The sequence below is a fragment of the Metabacillus dongyingensis genome (assembly GCF_019933155.2).
In the GTDB taxonomy this organism is placed as follows: Bacteria; Bacillota; Bacilli; order Bacillales; family Bacillaceae; genus Bacillus_P; species Bacillus_P dongyingensis.
In genome coordinates this window covers 262501-277602 of record NZ_CP082944.1, presented here as the reverse complement: position 1 = coordinate 277602, position 15102 = coordinate 262501, and the positions used below count along the sequence as shown (strand labels likewise).

Here is a 15102-nt window from a genome sequence, read left to right as displayed (position 1 = left end):
CGCACAGTCGTATAGGTATTAACCTACATATAGTACATAGGTGTATCAGCTCCTATTTTGTAAGTGTTCTTATGTTCAATGGAGGTATAGGTATGACAAATTTTTATTCTTTTCAAGGGATCGTTACGATGATCAGTGATTTTAATACAGGACAAAATGGTGAAGGCTGTAATAAATTAATTTCTGTAGAAAACGGATCAGGCGCTTCAGTAAATTTTGCTATCTCACCTTCCACATACTTTGTGGACCATGCAATGATAGCAAAAGGAGACCTGGTAACTGGATATTACGATGGAAATGCACCTGTACCCCTAATATACCCTCCTCAATACCAAGCACTGGTTATGGTAAAAGAAAGCCCCAATCAGAATGTAAAAGTAGATTATTTTAATAGCCAGCTGGTGAGCAGCGATGGACGATTGCAACTAAAATTATCTCCATACACTCAATTATTATTAACGAATGGGCAATCATTTACACGAAATCCTGCGAACCGGGATCTTATTGTTATTTATGGACCTGCCACCAAAAGTATTCCAGCTCAAACTGCACCTTATAGAATAATCGTTTTGTGTTAGAGACTAGTTTAGGAAATAACAAATCAGTTTGCACTATCATTGGTATCTTAAAACGCAAAAAACTCGTCCCTTTTGGCGAGTTTTTCATTTCATTATGTGATTCCAGCTCTCAGTAAACTGATGAAATACTCAAACTTTTATAATCCTAGAAATCAATAAAAACTTTGTTCAATTAGGATTAAGATAAGAAGTTGCTGCCGCCATTTGATCAATCCATCTCTGCCGCAGTTGTTGATCCACGGGACTGTTATTATTTTTTAAATAGCGAATCATAAAAAAACCGTCAGGTGCCAATATGCTTAGTACTAGCTCATGCTGCAAACGAGAATTACTAATAAATTTCGTTTCGATAATAGAATAATTCCCTTCTATTTCTATGACATCGCTATATTCCAAGCTATTCTCCCGTATGTATATTTCCGTATGCTCTTCCACGGAAGCCGCATCCATCTCTATAAAATAATCAATCGTAAATTTTTCTGTTGTTTTATATGAAAAACGTTCTAGTTCGGGATAATACCCTATAAATTCACTATCATTATAAAGAAGATACGTCGCCGGTTTGAAACCATCTAGCTGAAACGACTCAATAAACCGTTTCATATTCTCAAAAAATTGTGCACTGGATGGTACTACTGCCTTCTCATGCGGCAAGATTTCTCCTTCGTTGTCCAAAAATAATTCGCTGTATTTTGAGAATCTTGTAATCCAGATTGAGTTAGTCTCTCTATTAGTTTGGATATAATAACTTGTGGCTTGGATTTTCTCCATTTTCTTCGTTTTGATTTACGCACGTGTATATGTGTTTTCTAGTGTAGGTAAATGTCGCTTCGTCATCTGATAGATTTAATATTTCAATCTTCATAATTTCAGATTGAATGTTGTAAATTTGAAAATTCATCATCAAAGTAAAATGGTTTAAAAAGGAGATATCGCGATAATCTGGATGGAACAATTTCTTCAATTTCTCTATATCCTTTTCTGTGTAGGCAGCTTCTAACCGCTGAATGAGTTCTCTCACTTTTTGCTCCGAAATTTGCGTTTTCTTTTTGAAAAAAAACATAGAATGCCTCCTAACAACTTAAGCATGGAACAAATGCACTATCCCGCTATAACTATAAAGCTAGTTTAATTGTACACATTCGAGGAGTGTATTTCCATCTTTTCACATTTGGGAAAACTTATAGGATTTCAATATTGGATTTAAAATAAAACGTCCACATCAAAAAAACCACTTCTCAAATTTATAGAGAAGTGGTTTTTGTTATAGGTATAAATTAGTTATATTACTACTTCCCAGAAGGAAGTGAACATTGGGTGAGAAATAGGCTAATTATTTCTCAAGAATGTTTTTCTTAATCTGAGGTGTAACATCTTTAACGAGAATTTTCCGTTTTTCATGGGATTGCGTTAGCAAAATGTTAGCATGCATACGACAAACTATTAGCTGGTATAGTTAAACAAGAATACAGATTGCTGTCCCCATTCTCTATGAAAAGAAGCTGAATCAACTGGTGCTCCAGGAGTATATATGATCGAACAACTCCTATTTCGATTCTTTATAACCAACCATTTAACTTATAGTATCAAAGGAAATAGAGCCCAAGCAGATCCGCTTCGGCTCTATTTCTTCGCTTCGACATTTTCTTTCTTAGCTGAACCATCCTTAAGATGGTTCAATTCCTGCTGGTCAGATGTCGACTTGATTACTCTATCCGGCAGGGTGTGAGCCAATCGTTTCAGAGTAAACGAACAAGCTTCTGCTGCTATCCATGCATATGGAATACTGAATATCGCTACGAGCAATAAAGAATGAAAATGAAAAGACGCACCAACACCTGGTCCTAACACAGGAAAACGGAAAATAAAAAGAATCGTAATGATTCCCATAAATAAGGCAGCTCCCGCCAAGAAAACAACCAAAAATCTTGTTTTCGACTTATAGAAGGAAGCACCAAGTACCAATCCGAGAATACCCGTTGTGAAGGAAAAAATAATTAGTTCGCTAGGCTGGATAAACAATAAAAGGAGGATCGTAACAAAATAGGAAAGGATTCCGTGCCTGACGGATACAATCGTTGCTAAAAATATTGGTAAAGTCGTCATGGCACTTACAAAAAAACCGATGCCGGGCATATATCCCCCTGCTGACTGGAATATGGCTGCAAACGAGCTTATTATCGCGGTAAGTATTAGTTTGGTGGTAGGCAACAATTCCATAAAATCGTGTTTGATTCCAAAGAAAGGCTGCTGCCAATACTGTACGGCTTTCCTTTTTATCCTTTTCATGAATCCCACCTCCAACAATACTAAACTAACCTTATGCTATTCACTGTTTTATGTAAAAATCACTGTATGTTTATCAACTATTTAGATAATTGATTTATGAAATTATAGTCCTTTTTATGGCCGCCTCGATTCCTCCAACGCTGTTGTGAAAAATGGTCTATTCCTTGTTAGATTCATCGGCCCTAATTCGGTATTAATAAAACAGCTCTAATCATATTCTTATAAAAGAAAACTTAGAAGGAGTGTAAAATTTATTGATAAAAGTTAAGGTTAGTTTACGGCCTATTGTAAGCAAGGTGAATTTACCGACTGTTTTGAAAACAGCGATACTTCCGGGTGACTCAAAAGAAACATTATTTATTGCAACCCAGGTAGGAGAGATTTTTTACGTAAGAGACGGAGTTATACGGACTTTTTTAGATATTCGCCCGCGAATCGTAAAACTAGGTGCTTCTGGTGGTGGATATGATGAACGGGGGTTGCTAGGGCTAGCGTTTCATCCAGAATTTTATTATAACGGTCTGTTTTATCTTCATTATTCAGTAGCTGGAACACAAGGTCCAGGTGCTCTTCCTGAATCTTTTAAGCCTAACCCGCGTGATCCTAAAACTTTAAACCTAAGGTGGATAAATAGAGAAACTCAATATGATCATATTGATACAATTGAAGAATGGATTTTACAATCGAATGGTCAACCCCAAAAACGCCGGACATTACTGAACTTAAAAAGACCATTTTCAACTCATAATGGGTTCAATAGTTTAAACTTTTCACCTGAAACAAGAAAACTTGTTTTAACAACCGGAGATGGAGGATCTGCCTATGATCCATTTAACTTAAGCCAGGACGATCTAGAAATTGCAGGTAAAATAATTGAAATTGATGTAGGCAAGAATACATACATCAATAACCCACCCATTGTCACACGTTTTAATGAACTTCCCACAACTATTCAGGAAACACTCATGGTGATGGCCAAAGGGGTTCGCAATATACCAGGCATTTCATTTCAAAAATTTAATAATCAGTATATTAAATATGCAGGAAATGTCGGCCAGGCTTTGGTCGAGTCAATTTTTTCATTCGTTCATTATAAACCAATACCGGTTACTCAGCTTATTCAAGCTTCTTTCATGAATTCTGAACCTGAAAAAAAAGGAATTATTAACTTTGGCTGGCGAGGTTGGGAAGGTGCTTTTCCTGCTTCAATTATGAGAGGCTGCACTATAAATCCAACTTTGGATGAGAAAACAATCGCTTATTACAATGAAGCAATAACACTTTCAGGGAGTCGTCTTCAGCCTTTAACTAGTTATTTTCATAAAGATGCCAGACCCGATAAGTTTGCGGGAACCGCACTTACAGGTGTCCAGCCATATATGGGGAACAGAATCCCTGGTTTAACAGGAAGAGTTGTGTTTACCGATCTTGCCCAGAAAGAATCTCAACCTCAGGTTAGAGGGGGTTTAGCTTATACCTTCGTAAGACCAAATGGTAAACAAAATGATTTTAGTGTGATACAAACCGATTATGATTTTGGGTCTCAATCAGCCTATTATGTTAGTTTAGGAACGAATCTGAATCAAACCAGATTATATTTAGGGGTATATGGCGCTATGAAAGTGACTGATTTTAACCAAGGCACTGTTTTTGAAATTATTCCGTGATTCAAAACAATAAATTCGACTTAATACCTACGATGCATTACTACCAAAAGAACTTATCAAAACAAAAACACGCTGAAGGCATTGAAGATTTATGAGATAGTTTGGATAAGCAATTGGACCCCCAATTTGTTGGACAAATTTATCGAGATGATTTCGGAAGACTAAATCGTGCATTTTAATAAATGCACGACCGTTTTTTAAAAGCTGGTATTTTTTCTTCCTTCTAAACTCCCTCAGTTTGGTACGAATATCTCTCGAATTCTCACTTATTCACAAGATTTCATAACCCTTGTAATTGGATTTCCGGGTAATTGAAATGAGATCAGATCTGATATGTAAATTTTAACAACACAAAAAACCACTCCCTAATTTTAATAGGAAGTGGTTATTGCTATTGATATAAGTTTTTCACATCTACTTCACAATTTAAGTGAAATTGGTCGAAAAATAGGATTAACTATTTCTCAGATGTTCGGCTCAGGAAAGCCTTACATCATGCCGCCCATACCGCCCATGCCGCCCATATCAGGCATTGCAGGAGCATTTTCTTCAGGCTTGTCAGCAACAACTGCTTCAGTTGTTAAGAACATAGCCGCTACAGATGCAGCGTTTTGAAGAGCTGAACGCGTTACTTTAGTTGGGTCAACGATACCAGCTTCGATCATATTTACCCAAGCTCCAGTTGCAGCGTTGAAGCCAGTTCCTACTTCAGCATGCTTTAGACGCTCAACGATAACTGAGCCTTCAAGACCAGCGTTGTGTGCGATTTGGCGTACTGGCTCTTCAAGAGCACGCAATACGATGTTTACGCCTGTTGCGAAATCGCCTTCGCCTTCTACTGATGCAACTTTGTTGTATACATTTACAAGGGCAGTACCACCGCCTGATACGATGCCTTCTTCTACTGCAGCGCGAGTAGAGTTCAATGCATCTTCAATGCGAAGTTTGCGCTCTTTTAATTCTGTTTCAGTTGCAGCACCAACTTTGATGACTGCTACACCGCCAGCTAATTTCGCTAGACGCTCTTGTAATTTTTCTTTATCGAACTCAGAAGTTGTTTCTTCTAATTGAGCACGGATTTGTTTTACGCGGCCTGCAATTTTGTCAGACTCTCCAGCACCTTCAACAATTGTTGTGTTTTCTTTTGTTACAACAACTTTAGAAGCGCGGCCAAGTTGAGTGATGTTCGCAGATTTAAGATCTAAGCCTAAATCTTCAGTGATCACTTCTCCGCCAGTAAGAACTGAAATATCTTCAAGCATTGCTTTGCGGCGGTCGCCGAATCCAGGAGCTTTAACAGCTACTGCATTGAATGTTCCGCGAAGTTTATTTACTACTAGAGTAGCAAGTGCTTCACCTTCAACATCTTCAGCAATCAATAATAGAGGCTTGCCTTGTTGAACAACTTGTTCTAATACAGGCAGGATCTCTTGGATGTTAGTGATTTTTTTGTCTGTGATTAAGATGTATGGGTTGTCAAGGACAGCTTCCATTTTATCTGAATCAGTTACCATGTAAGGAGATGCATATCCGCGGTCGAATTGCATACCTTCAACTACTTCAAGCTCAGTAGTGAAGCCTTTTGATTCTTCGATTGTGATAACGCCGTCGTTTCCAACGCGCTCCATAGCTTCAGCAATCAATTGGCCAACTTCATCATCAGCAGCAGAAATCGCAGCTACTTGAGCAATGGATTCTTTGCTTTCGATTGGTTTAGAAATAGCTTTTAATTCTTCCGTTGCAACAATAACAGCTTTTTCAATACCTTTGCGGATACCCATTGGGTTAGCACCAGCTGTTACGTTTTTAAGACCTTCGCGGATCATTGCCTGAGCAAGAACCGTTGCAGTTGTTGTTCCGTCACCGGCAACATCGTTTGTTTTGCTTGCAACTTCAGCAACAAGCTTTGCACCCATGTTTTCGAATGCATCTTCAAGCTCGATTTCTTTTGCAATTGTCACACCGTCATTTGTAATAAGCGGAGAACCGAATTTCTTTTCAAGAACCACGTTGCGTCCTTTTGGTCCAAGCGTAACTTTAACTGCATTAGCGAGTGCATCAACCCCGCGCAGCATTGCGCGGCGAGCGTCTTCACTGAATTTAATGTCTTTAGCCATGTTCCATTACCTCCTAAGAATGATGTTCTATGATATTGGAAATTTTTATAAATTAGCCGATAACTGCTAAAATGTCGCTTTCGCGTAAGATTAAGTATTCAGAACCCTCATACTTCACTTCTGTACCAGAGTATTTTGAGAAGATGATGCGATCGCCTTCTGCAACTTCAAGAGCAATACGCTCACCGTTGTCAAGCACACGGCCAGTACCTACTGCCACTACTTTACCTTCTTGCGGTTTTTCTTTGGCACTATCCGGCAGTACGATCCCACTAGCAGTTTTTTCTTCAGATTGTACAAGCTCAATTACGACACGATCACCTAATGGCTTTAACAAGTGAAACAACCTCCTCAAGATTTCATTAATTTAAATTTTCATTTTATTAGCACTCATATGTCTTGAGTGCTAACACAAGTATTATATTATATAATCTCTCGTGCAAATTCAAGTAATATGTTAAAAAAAATTGAAATCCTTTTCCTTATGCCGATTTCACATGTTTATAGCCATTCCTGCATACCCTATATGCGTTATCTTCCTACATCTTGCCTGATTTATGGTACAATTATGCCTAGCTGAAATTTTGCTTATATTGACTTAAATCATCCGGCAAGTTAAAGGAGTCGTTCAATTGAAGAAAGAATACTGGCTTATTATTTTGACATATATAGTCATGCAGTTTTCAGGCATTCTCGGCATTCCGCTTCTGCTTAAACTTGGCGTCGGAGAGGATCAATCGCTCCGCATGGCCCAGATTACAGCATCAGGCTATTGGACGGTTTTCAGCTTTGCAGCTGCCTTTGTAATCGTACTTCTTCTGCTCCGCAGCCATTTTAAAAGCAATGACCTCAGGGGCGATGCAGCTCCCGCTGGTCCATCCGTCTTATGGGCTGTCGGCGGCGTGTTTATGGCACTTTCAGTTCAGGTGATCGCGGCCAATATTGAGATTCAGGTATTTGGCATTGAAGGTGAATCTGAAAATACGAAAGTCATCATGGAAGTATTGAAGGTTACGCCTTTGCTCATAGTCGTGACTTCCATCATAGGTCCTATCCTGGAAGAGATTATTTTCAGAAAAATTTTATTCGGCGCTTTGTATCAGCGCATCAATTTCTTTTTATCGGCACTGATCAGTTCGATTGTATTCGCACTAGTTCACGGTGAACCTCAGCATCTTCTTCTTTATGGATCAATGGGGTTTGTGTTTGCTTTTCTATATGTAAAAACAAAGCGTCTCCTGGTTCCTATTTTTGCCCATGTTGCGATGAATACGTTTGTTGTCATTCTGCAATCGAACCGGGAACAGCTTGAGGAAATGCTGAAACAGGCAGAACAAATGCAATTTATTTTTGGAGGCATGTAAGCATGAGAACAAGCCCAATTTCAATGGGGATCTTTTACTTGGCGATGGGTATTCTGTTTACCTATCTCGCCGTAAACAGTTCAGAAAGCGGGATTTGGTCGTTTCCGACAATCCTGCTGATGTTAATCGCGACGTTTGATCTTGGAGTCGCATTTAGAATGTTCAATCTCTCTTTCAAAGTCAAAGCGAAGAAAAAATAAAAAAAAGGGTGGTCCTGCAGACAGGATCACCCTTCTTTATTTGCTTCTTCAAACTGAGTCCGCTGCGCCTTGCGGTAAGCAAACCTTGAGACAACAATGCTTATTTCATACAGGATAAACAGCGGTACGGAAACCATTAGATGCGAGACAAGCTCCGGCGGTGTAATTAACGCTGCAATAACAAGCAGAATGAAGTACGCATATTTTCGGATTTTCACGAGGAACATCGGTGTGACAATGCCGAGCCTCGTTAAGAACATAATAACAACCGGAAGCTGAAACAGCAGTCCAAATGGCACTGTCAGCTGAATTAAAAACTGAAAGTATTCGTTGATTCCAATGACTTGATTAATCTCTAAATCATTGGACATACGCTCCATGAAATCCACGACAAATGGAAAGAGCAAAAAATACGAAAAGCTGATGCCTGCGAGAAACAGTCCAATAGAAATTGGAATATAGCTCAGTGTGACCCTTCTTTCCTTTTCGTAGAGGCCAGGGCTTACAAATGCCCATAGCTGATAGAGGATGATCGGCGATGTAATAATAAAGGCAATGATAAACGCGAATTGCATATAGACCATAAGCGGATCGGTCATTCGGAATGAATTCAGCGTTAAACTCTGAGCTTCATTCGTATGCTGTAAATAGATGATAATCGGCTTTGCTAATAAAAAGCCGGCAATCACAGAGAGGAAAAGGAAAAAGACTGTAATGATCAGCCTTTTCCGAAGCTCAGCAATGTGATCGATAACCGACATTTCGTTTTGTTTCATGACAGCTTTCATCCTATCTTACTTCTCTTCTTTCTTTTTATCTTCATCGTCGTCCGCCAGACCCTTCGTTGCATGCTTAAATTCACGCAATGAGTTGCCAATTGCTTTACCAAGCTCAGGCAGCTTCTTTGGCCCAAAGATTAATAGTGCTGCAAAGACGATCAGCAGCAAACTTCCAAAACCGATATTAGGCATATCATTCACCTCAATTCTTAAGCGTTAGGATAGTGCTTCAAAAAGTACACGAGCGATTGCAGCTCTACTGCTAAATCAATATGATGAATTCTGATTTCCTCCGGTACATTTAATCTCGCAGGAGTAAAATTAAGAATTCCTTTAATTCCCTTTGCAATCAGCCTGTCCGTAATGGGCTGGGCAGCTTGTGCCGGAACCGTTAAAATAGCCACGGTCACATCCTCAGGCAGGTGTTCTTCAAGATCAGCCAAATTATAAATAGGAACATCGCCGATTTCAGTGCCGATTTTTTTCTCGTCGACATCAAAGGCAAGTGAGATTAACGTATTATTGTTCTTCGTAAAATTATAATGCAAAAAGGCAGTGCCGAGATTACCGACACCAATTAAGGTAACCTTCGTCACCTCATCCTGATCGAGCGTTTTTCTGAAAAAAGAAAGAAGATAATTAACATTATACCCATATCCTTTTTTCCCAAGGGCTCCAAAGTAGGAAAAATCCCTGCGGATCGTGGCAGAATCCACTTTCACAGCATCACTCAGCTCCGCAGAAGAAACACGCTGCTTGCCTGATGCATGCAGATTCTTTAAAAAACGATAGTATAAAGGCAAGCGCTTAGCAGTAGCTTGCGGAATTTTCGATTGTTCGATGTTGTTCACGTTCTATCCCCCACATTCAAAGCTACAGGTTCATCTCGTGTATAATCCCCGCTTTTTCCGCCTGTTTTTACAGACAGATAGGCAGGTCCGATGATTAACCCTTTATCAAGTGCTTTACACATATCATATACGGTCAGGGCGCAGACAGAAGCGGAAGTTAGCGCTTCCATTTCCACACCTGTACTTCCTGTTGTTTTCACAGCTGCAGCTATCATCAGATGGAAAAGGCCGTTTTCTTTTTTCCATTCAAACTCAATATCGATTCCCTTGAGCGGAATCGGATGACACATTGGAATAATATTCCATGTGTTTTTAGCAGCCATAATGCCGGCCACCTGTGCGACCGCCAGCACGTCCCCTTTTTGAAGCTTGTGATTCACGATTTGTTCATAGACATGTTCCTTCATAACAACGCTTGAAACTGCAACAGCGGTGCGCACAGAATCATGTTTGTTCGATATATCAACCATTTTGGCTCTGCCCTGCTGGTTAAAATGAGTAAAATTTGACATCTTTTAACGCCCCTCATACTAGACTATACACTATTTTTACTAATCTGTCTTTTTACTTATTGTGACAAATGTTCGCACCAGGAAAGGTACAATCATTGCGGCTCACTCTTCTATAAGCTACACTTAAATTATCATAGCCTGAGGTGAAAATACATGATTTTGCTACAAATAAACCAGCTGACGAAATATTTTGCAGCTGATCTTATATTATCGAATATCAAACTTGAAGTTCAAACACGGGATAAAATTGCCCTTGTCGGACGGAACGGGGCCGGTAAATCAACCCTGCTCAAAATTATTGCGGGTCAGCTTTCTTACGAATCCGGAGAGATTATCAAGCCAAAAGATGTGACGATTGGGTACCTTGCGCAGGATACAGGTCTCGAATCTAATCTATCTATTTGGGATGAAATGGTTTCTGTGTTTCAATTTTTAAAAGATATGGAGCAATCCATGCGTGATCTTGAACAAAAAATGGCCAATACAGATCCCGCAAAGCGGGAATTTGAACAATATTTAAAAGAATACGACCGTCTGCAAATTGAGTTTAAAGAAAAAGGCGGCTATCAATATGAGGCAGATATTCGTTCTGTTCTTCATGGTCTGGGATTCGCGGATTTCGATGTCTCTTCTCCTATCCAGCGTTTGAGCGGAGGCCAGAAAACGCGCCTTGCCCTTGGAAAGCTGCTTTTGACGAGTCCTGACTTATTAGTTCTGGATGAGCCGACAAACCACCTGGATATTGAAACGCTGTCCTGGCTTGAGCAATATCTTCAAGGCTACAGCGGAGCGATTTTAATCGTTTCCCATGACCGCTATTTTCTTGATAAAGTAGTGAACCAGGTCTACGAAATCTCCAGGAGTACAAGCATCAAATACATCGGCAACTACAGCCGCTACCTTGAGCAAAGCGCTGAAAACTTTGAGCGCGAATTAAAGCTGTACGAAAAACAGCAGGATGAAGTGGCCAAATTAAAAGATTTCATTCAGAAAAATATGGCCAGAGCGTCAACTACAAAACGCGCTCAAAGCCGGAGAAAAAAACTGGACCGCATGGAATTGATGGACAGGCCGCAGGGCGACGAGAAATCAGCTCATTTCCGCTTTGATATTGAAAGGCAAAGCGGCAACGATGTACTGAAAGCGAAGGATATTGCTGTTTCCTATAATGGCTCTGACCCAATCATTTCAAACGTTTCTTTTTCCATATCAAGAGGTGACAGCATTGCTCTTGTCGGACCAAATGGAGTCGGCAAATCGACGCTTCTAAAAACAATCATTGATAAGATGGCTCCATTAAAAGGATCATTCGAAATAGGTTCAGGCGTGAAGATTGGATACTACGATCAGGAGCAGGCGAATTTAACTTCGAATAAACGTGTGCTTGATGAATTGTGGAATGAATACCCGATGCTGAATGAAAAAGAAATCCGGACTGTGCTCGGCAATTTCCTTTTTTCTGGTGATGATGTTTTAAAGAATGTTTCTACTTTAAGCGGCGGGCAAAAGGCAAGATTGGCTCTTGCTAAGCTAATGCTTCAAAAGGCAAATCTGCTTATCCTTGATGAGCCGACAAACCATCTAGATCTGGACAGCAAAGAAGTGCTGGAAAATGCCCTGATTGATTACCCTGGCACAATACTATTTGTATCCCACGATAGATACTTCATTAATCGCATTGCTACAAAAGTATACGAACTTTCAGCAAGCGGCGTTAATGAATACCTGGGGGACTATGATTACTATCAATCTAAAAAGGCAGAACAGCTGGAGCTTGCAGCTCTTGATGCAGTCCCTGATCTAAAGCCGAAAGAAAATCAAAATAAGCTATCCTATGAACAAGATAAAGAAGCGAAAAAATTGGCAAGACAAAAACAAAGAAGACTGCAGGAAGTAGAAGAGCGAATCTCGTTCGTTGAACAGCAGATCGAGAAGAATGAAGAGCTGTTATGTGATCCAGAGATTTATCAAAATCATACAAAGGTACAGGAAATAAACACAGAAAACGACGGTTATCACGAAGAACTCGAAAATCTAATGAATGAATGGGAACAGCTTCAGGAGGATTAACAGCTTTGTACACAAATTAAAAAACTCAGTGCCTATTATGGCACTGAGTTTTTTAGTTATCCACACTAAAAAATCTTATTTTATAAGGTTTCCACTCTTTTATTCACATTATCCACAAAATAGAGCTTTTTTATCCACATTGTCCACAGGTTATTCAATGCTTATTCAACAAGCTTTTCTAAAATCTGAAAAAGGTTATTAGACAGCATGTGGATAACATGTTAATACACCATATTAACTCGGTAATTCCAGTCCAGGATTTGCATTCATTCTCAAATTGCCTCTATGGCCCTTTTTATAAAGTACACTTCCTGCTGCAGCAATCATAGCAGCATTGTCTGTACATAGAGATAATGGAGGAATCAGTAATTCTACGTCCTTAAATTCTTTAAACTTTTCTTCTAAAGCTGCTCTTAAACCGCGATTTGCTGCTACCCCTCCAGCAAGAAGAACCTGCTTTACTTGGTATTTCTCAGCTGCAGATGCTGTTTTAGTGACAAGAACATCGATGACGCTTGCCTGAAAGCTTGCGGCTAAATCATGAGGATCAATCACTTCACCTCGCTGCTCTGCATTATGAAGAGTATTGATGACAGCTGATTTTAAACCGCTGAAGCTAAAGTTGTAAGAATCAGGCTCTAGCCAGGCTCTAGGTAAATTGATGACTGGAGATCCTTCCGCTGCCATCCGGTCTATATGAGGACCTCCCGGATAAGGCAGATGGAGAGTTCTTGCCACTTTGTCATACGCTTCTCCTGCAGCATCATCAAGCGTTTCTCCTATTACTTCAAACAATCCATGTTCTTTCATATAAACTAGTTCAGTATGTCCACCGGATACCACAAGCGACAGCAAAGGAAACTGCAATTCGGAGATCAGCTGATTTGCGTAGATATGCCCTGCAATATGGTGAACGCCTATTAATGGAAGCTGATGGGCAAATGCAAGTGCTTTTGCTGCATTGACTCCAATTAAAAGTGCTCCAACAAGACCCGGTCCCTCAGTAACGGCGATGGCATCCAGGTCTTTAAATGTCATTTCCGCCTGTTCCATCGCTTCTTCAAGCACAAGTGTAAGCTGTTCAACATGATGTCTCGATGCGATCTCAGGTACAACACCGCCAAAACGTTTATGGCTTTCAATTTGAGAAGCGACAACATTCGAAATGATTTCCCGCCCGTTTTTTACAATAGATACGGCCGTTTCATCACAGCTTGTCTCTATTCCTAATATATATTGATCTTTTTCTGTCATTTTAGATTCACCCACATTACTAAAGCATCTTCCCCGTTATCTGTATAATACCGTTTTCTAATCCCGCCGGGCTGAAAACCGAGCTTGGTGTACAAAGATTGCGCTACATGATTTGAGACTCTTACTTCAAGAGAAATTTTTCCTGCACCATACTCCTTTGCCATTCCGATTGCCTGTTTCAGCAAAGTCTCACCAATCTTATTCCCTCTGAAACCAGGCAAAACGGCGATATTCGTTACTTGGGCCTCATCCATAATGATCCAAAGTCCGCAATACCCGATAATCTTTTGATCAAATTCTACAACAAGATATTTAGCAAAATGATTTTGAGTTAATTCATTGTGAAAGGATTCCTTCAGCCAAGGTGTTGCAAAGGATTGCGTTTCTATTTCATAAACATCATCAATATCATCTACATTCATAAGCCGAATCTTGATTGTATCCTGTTCCTGCTTCAACCTTCTCACCCACTTACTTCTGTTGTTCGAGCCACTTTACTTCTGCCTCTGCTAAACGGATATAGTTCGGCACGAAAGTATGTACATCCTCAGGCTCTTTCATCAGACCGATTTTACCAAGCATTGCCGGTCTTGGATTATGCTCGGTCATACTTGCAATCACAGCCTGATCCCCCAGGACTTCAACGATTAACTCCTGATGCAAGCTAACATCATTCCCGATGAAAAGAATTTGCTTCTTTTCCTTTTTTAATTCTGAAAGCCAATCAGACAGCAGGAGATTTTGATCGTTTCTTCTATTAATAAGCTCCCCATCTGCATACTCATACAACCCTGTATACACCTGACCGCGCCGTGCATCAAAAATTGGGCAGATATAGCCATTAAAATAGCTTCCGCCAGCTGCAAGGACCTCAAGACTTGAAACACTGGCAAGCGGTATATTCAACGTCCATGCAAGCGTTTTAGCTATGCTGACACCAATTCGGAGGCCGGTATAAGATCCAGGCCCGCAAGCAACAATGACACGATCCAGCTCTTCAGGCCTGATCCCGCATTCCTGCATAAGCCATTCAACAGCCGGCATCGCCCGGACCGAATGATTCTGCTTAATGTTTGTTATATATTCTCCAATCACTTTGATGTCATCCACTATGGCAACACCAAGCGTCAAATTGGACGTATCAATCGCTATTGCTTTCATCTATAAGCTCCTTACATATACCTAAATAGTGATCCCCGATAGGTTCAAAGATAATTTCACGGGATTCATCTTCCACACGAAGGATACGAATACCAAGACGATCGGGAGGAAGCTGCTCCTGAATAAGATGTGCCCATTCAACAACAGTGACACCCTCTCCTTCAAAAAACTCATCAAAACCTAAGTCCTCATCACTGTCATCCATCCTGTATACGTCCATATGATAAAGTGGCAGTCTCCCGTCCCGGTACTCCTTCATA

The 15102-nt window shown here is 40.1% G+C and carries 18 protein-coding genes (1 of these 18 only partly in view); 5 read left to right on the top strand and 13 right to left on the bottom strand.

All coding sequences use genetic code 11. The annotated features are described in order from the left end of the window. Positions 1-92: 92 nt before the first annotated feature. Positions 93-578, top strand: a complete 486-nt coding sequence (locus tag K8L98_RS01600; RefSeq protein ID WP_223439046.1) for a hypothetical protein — start codon at positions 93-95, stop codon at positions 576-578. 168 nt (positions 579-746) lie between these two features. Here K8L98_RS01600 and K8L98_RS01595 read toward each other — a convergent pair whose 3' ends face one another. The 3 genes from K8L98_RS01595 to K8L98_RS01585 form a co-directional block, all read right to left on the bottom strand. Further along, positions 747-1232, bottom strand: a complete 486-nt coding sequence (locus K8L98_RS01595; protein WP_223439045.1) for a hypothetical protein — start codon at positions 1230-1232, stop codon at positions 747-749. 76 nt (positions 1233-1308) lie between these two features. Further along, complete coding sequence (locus K8L98_RS01590) at positions 1309-1641, bottom strand: nuclear transport factor 2 family protein (protein WP_223439044.1); 333 nt, start codon at positions 1639-1641, stop codon at positions 1309-1311. 560 nt (positions 1642-2201) lie between these two features. Beyond that, the gene (locus K8L98_RS01585; protein WP_223439043.1) at positions 2202-2867 is read right to left on the bottom strand and encodes a YybS family protein; all 666 of its coding nucleotides are present in this window, start codon (positions 2865-2867) and stop codon (positions 2202-2204) included. Between the two features lie 254 nt (positions 2868-3121). Here K8L98_RS01585 and K8L98_RS01580 point away from each other — a divergent pair, with 254 nt between their 5' ends. Continuing rightward, entirely contained in the window at positions 3122-4534 is a 1413-nt protein-coding gene (locus K8L98_RS01580; RefSeq protein WP_223439042.1) for a PQQ-dependent sugar dehydrogenase, read from the top strand. A 488-nt stretch (positions 4535-5022) separates the two neighbouring features. On the opposite strand, the gene groL is transcribed toward K8L98_RS01580, so the two are convergent. Beyond that, positions 5023-6651 (bottom strand): chaperonin GroEL, encoded by a 1629-nt coding sequence (gene groL / locus K8L98_RS01575; protein WP_223439041.1) that lies wholly within the window; start codon positions 6649-6651, stop codon positions 5023-5025. 52 nt (positions 6652-6703) lie between these two features. Beyond that, positions 6704-6988 carry a co-chaperone GroES gene (gene groES / locus K8L98_RS01570; RefSeq protein WP_223439040.1) on the bottom strand — a complete coding sequence of 95 codons (285 nt, stop codon included), beginning with the start codon at positions 6986-6988 and terminating at the stop codon, positions 6704-6706. Positions 6989-7283: 295 nt separating this feature from the next. On the opposite strand from groES, the gene K8L98_RS01565 reads away from it, so the two are divergent. Then, positions 7284-8015: a CPBP family intramembrane glutamic endopeptidase gene (locus K8L98_RS01565; protein WP_223439039.1), complete on the top strand. Its 732-nt coding sequence runs from the start codon at positions 7284-7286 to the stop codon at positions 8013-8015. Between the two features lie 2 nt (positions 8016-8017). After that, positions 8018-8215 (top strand): YdiK family protein, encoded by a 198-nt coding sequence (locus K8L98_RS01560; RefSeq protein ID WP_223439038.1) that lies wholly within the window; start codon positions 8018-8020, stop codon positions 8213-8215. A gap of 26 nt (positions 8216-8241) precedes the next feature. Here the strand turns inward: K8L98_RS01560 and tatC are convergent, their stop codons facing one another. From tatC to moaC, 4 genes are read right to left on the bottom strand one after another with little or no spacing between them, the layout of a single operon-like run. Further along, on the bottom strand, positions 8242-8991 hold the full coding sequence (tatC, locus tag K8L98_RS01555) for a twin-arginine translocase subunit TatC (RefSeq protein WP_223439037.1): 750 nt from the start codon (positions 8989-8991) through the stop codon (positions 8242-8244). Positions 8992-9009: 18 nt separating this feature from the next. After that, positions 9010-9186 (bottom strand): twin-arginine translocase TatA/TatE family subunit, encoded by a 177-nt coding sequence (locus tag K8L98_RS01550; RefSeq protein ID WP_223439036.1) that lies wholly within the window; start codon positions 9184-9186, stop codon positions 9010-9012. 17 nt (positions 9187-9203) lie between these two features. Beyond that, complete coding sequence (locus tag K8L98_RS01545) at positions 9204-9845, bottom strand: redox-sensing transcriptional repressor Rex (RefSeq protein ID WP_223439035.1); 642 nt, start codon at positions 9843-9845, stop codon at positions 9204-9206. Continuing rightward, a complete protein-coding gene (gene moaC, locus K8L98_RS01540) occupies positions 9842-10357 on the bottom strand; it encodes a cyclic pyranopterin monophosphate synthase MoaC (protein ID WP_223439034.1) in 516 nt (171 codons plus the stop codon). Before moaC ends, K8L98_RS01545 begins: the two co-directional genes overlap by 4 nt. Before the next feature lie 153 nt (positions 10358-10510). Between moaC and K8L98_RS01535 the strand changes: the two genes are divergently transcribed. Next, the gene (locus K8L98_RS01535; protein ID WP_223439033.1) at positions 10511-12427 is read left to right on the top strand and encodes an ABC-F family ATP-binding cassette domain-containing protein; all 1917 of its coding nucleotides are present in this window, start codon (positions 10511-10513) and stop codon (positions 12425-12427) included. A gap of 234 nt (positions 12428-12661) precedes the next feature. On the opposite strand, the gene tsaD is transcribed toward K8L98_RS01535, so the two are convergent. The 4 genes in view from tsaD to tsaE are tightly spaced (at most 13 nt apart) and all read right to left on the bottom strand, a layout consistent with a single transcriptional unit that may run on beyond the window. Continuing rightward, positions 12662-13681 (bottom strand): tRNA (adenosine(37)-N6)-threonylcarbamoyltransferase complex transferase subunit TsaD, encoded by a 1020-nt coding sequence (gene tsaD / locus K8L98_RS01530; RefSeq protein WP_223439032.1) that lies wholly within the window; start codon positions 13679-13681, stop codon positions 12662-12664. After that, positions 13678-14139, bottom strand: coding sequence for a ribosomal protein S18-alanine N-acetyltransferase (gene rimI, locus K8L98_RS01525; RefSeq protein WP_223439031.1), 462 nt, complete (start codon positions 14137-14139; stop codon positions 13678-13680). Before rimI ends, tsaD begins: the two co-directional genes overlap by 4 nt. 13 nt (positions 14140-14152) lie before the next feature. Beyond that, complete coding sequence (gene tsaB, locus K8L98_RS01520; protein WP_223439030.1) at positions 14153-14842, bottom strand: tRNA (adenosine(37)-N6)-threonylcarbamoyltransferase complex dimerization subunit type 1 TsaB; 690 nt, start codon at positions 14840-14842, stop codon at positions 14153-14155. Continuing rightward, positions 14823-15102 carry the 3' portion of a tRNA (adenosine(37)-N6)-threonylcarbamoyltransferase complex ATPase subunit type 1 TsaE gene (gene tsaE / locus K8L98_RS01515; protein WP_223439029.1) on the bottom strand. The gene runs 194 nt beyond the window's last position, so the window shows 280 of its 474 coding nt (coding positions 195-474); its start codon lies off the right edge, out of view — the gene reads right to left on this strand; its stop codon occupies positions 14823-14825. Before tsaE ends, tsaB begins: the two co-directional genes overlap by 20 nt.

Coding starts and splice junctions, on each gene's coding strand:
- K8L98_RS01550 (WP_223439036.1), bottom strand. CDS start 9,186: ATGCCTAATATCGGTTTTGGAAGTTTGCTGCTGATCGTCTTTGCAGCA.
- K8L98_RS01600 (WP_223439046.1), top strand. CDS start 93: ATGACAAATTTTTATTCTTTTCAAGGGATCGTTACGATGATCAGTGAT.
- groL (WP_223439041.1), bottom strand. CDS start 6,651: ATGGCTAAAGACATTAAATTCAGTGAAGACGCTCGCCGCGCAATGCTG.
- K8L98_RS01535 (WP_223439033.1), top strand. CDS start 10,511: ATGATTTTGCTACAAATAAACCAGCTGACGAAATATTTTGCAGCTGAT.
- tsaD (WP_223439032.1), bottom strand. CDS start 13,681: ATGACAGAAAAAGATCAATATATATTAGGAATAGAGACAAGCTGTGAT.
- K8L98_RS01560 (WP_223439038.1), top strand. CDS start 8,018: ATGAGAACAAGCCCAATTTCAATGGGGATCTTTTACTTGGCGATGGGT.
- tsaB (WP_223439030.1), bottom strand. CDS start 14,842: ATGAAAGCAATAGCGATTGATACGTCCAATTTGACGCTTGGTGTTGCC.
- moaC (WP_223439034.1), bottom strand. CDS start 10,357: ATGTCAAATTTTACTCATTTTAACCAGCAGGGCAGAGCCAAAATGGTT.
- tatC (WP_223439037.1), bottom strand. CDS start 8,991: ATGAAACAAAACGAAATGTCGGTTATCGATCACATTGCTGAGCTTCGG.
- K8L98_RS01590 (WP_223439044.1), bottom strand. CDS start 1,641: ATGTTTTTTTTCAAAAAGAAAACGCAAATTTCGGAGCAAAAAGTGAGA.
- K8L98_RS01585 (WP_223439043.1), bottom strand. CDS start 2,867: ATGAAAAGGATAAAAAGGAAAGCCGTACAGTATTGGCAGCAGCCTTTC.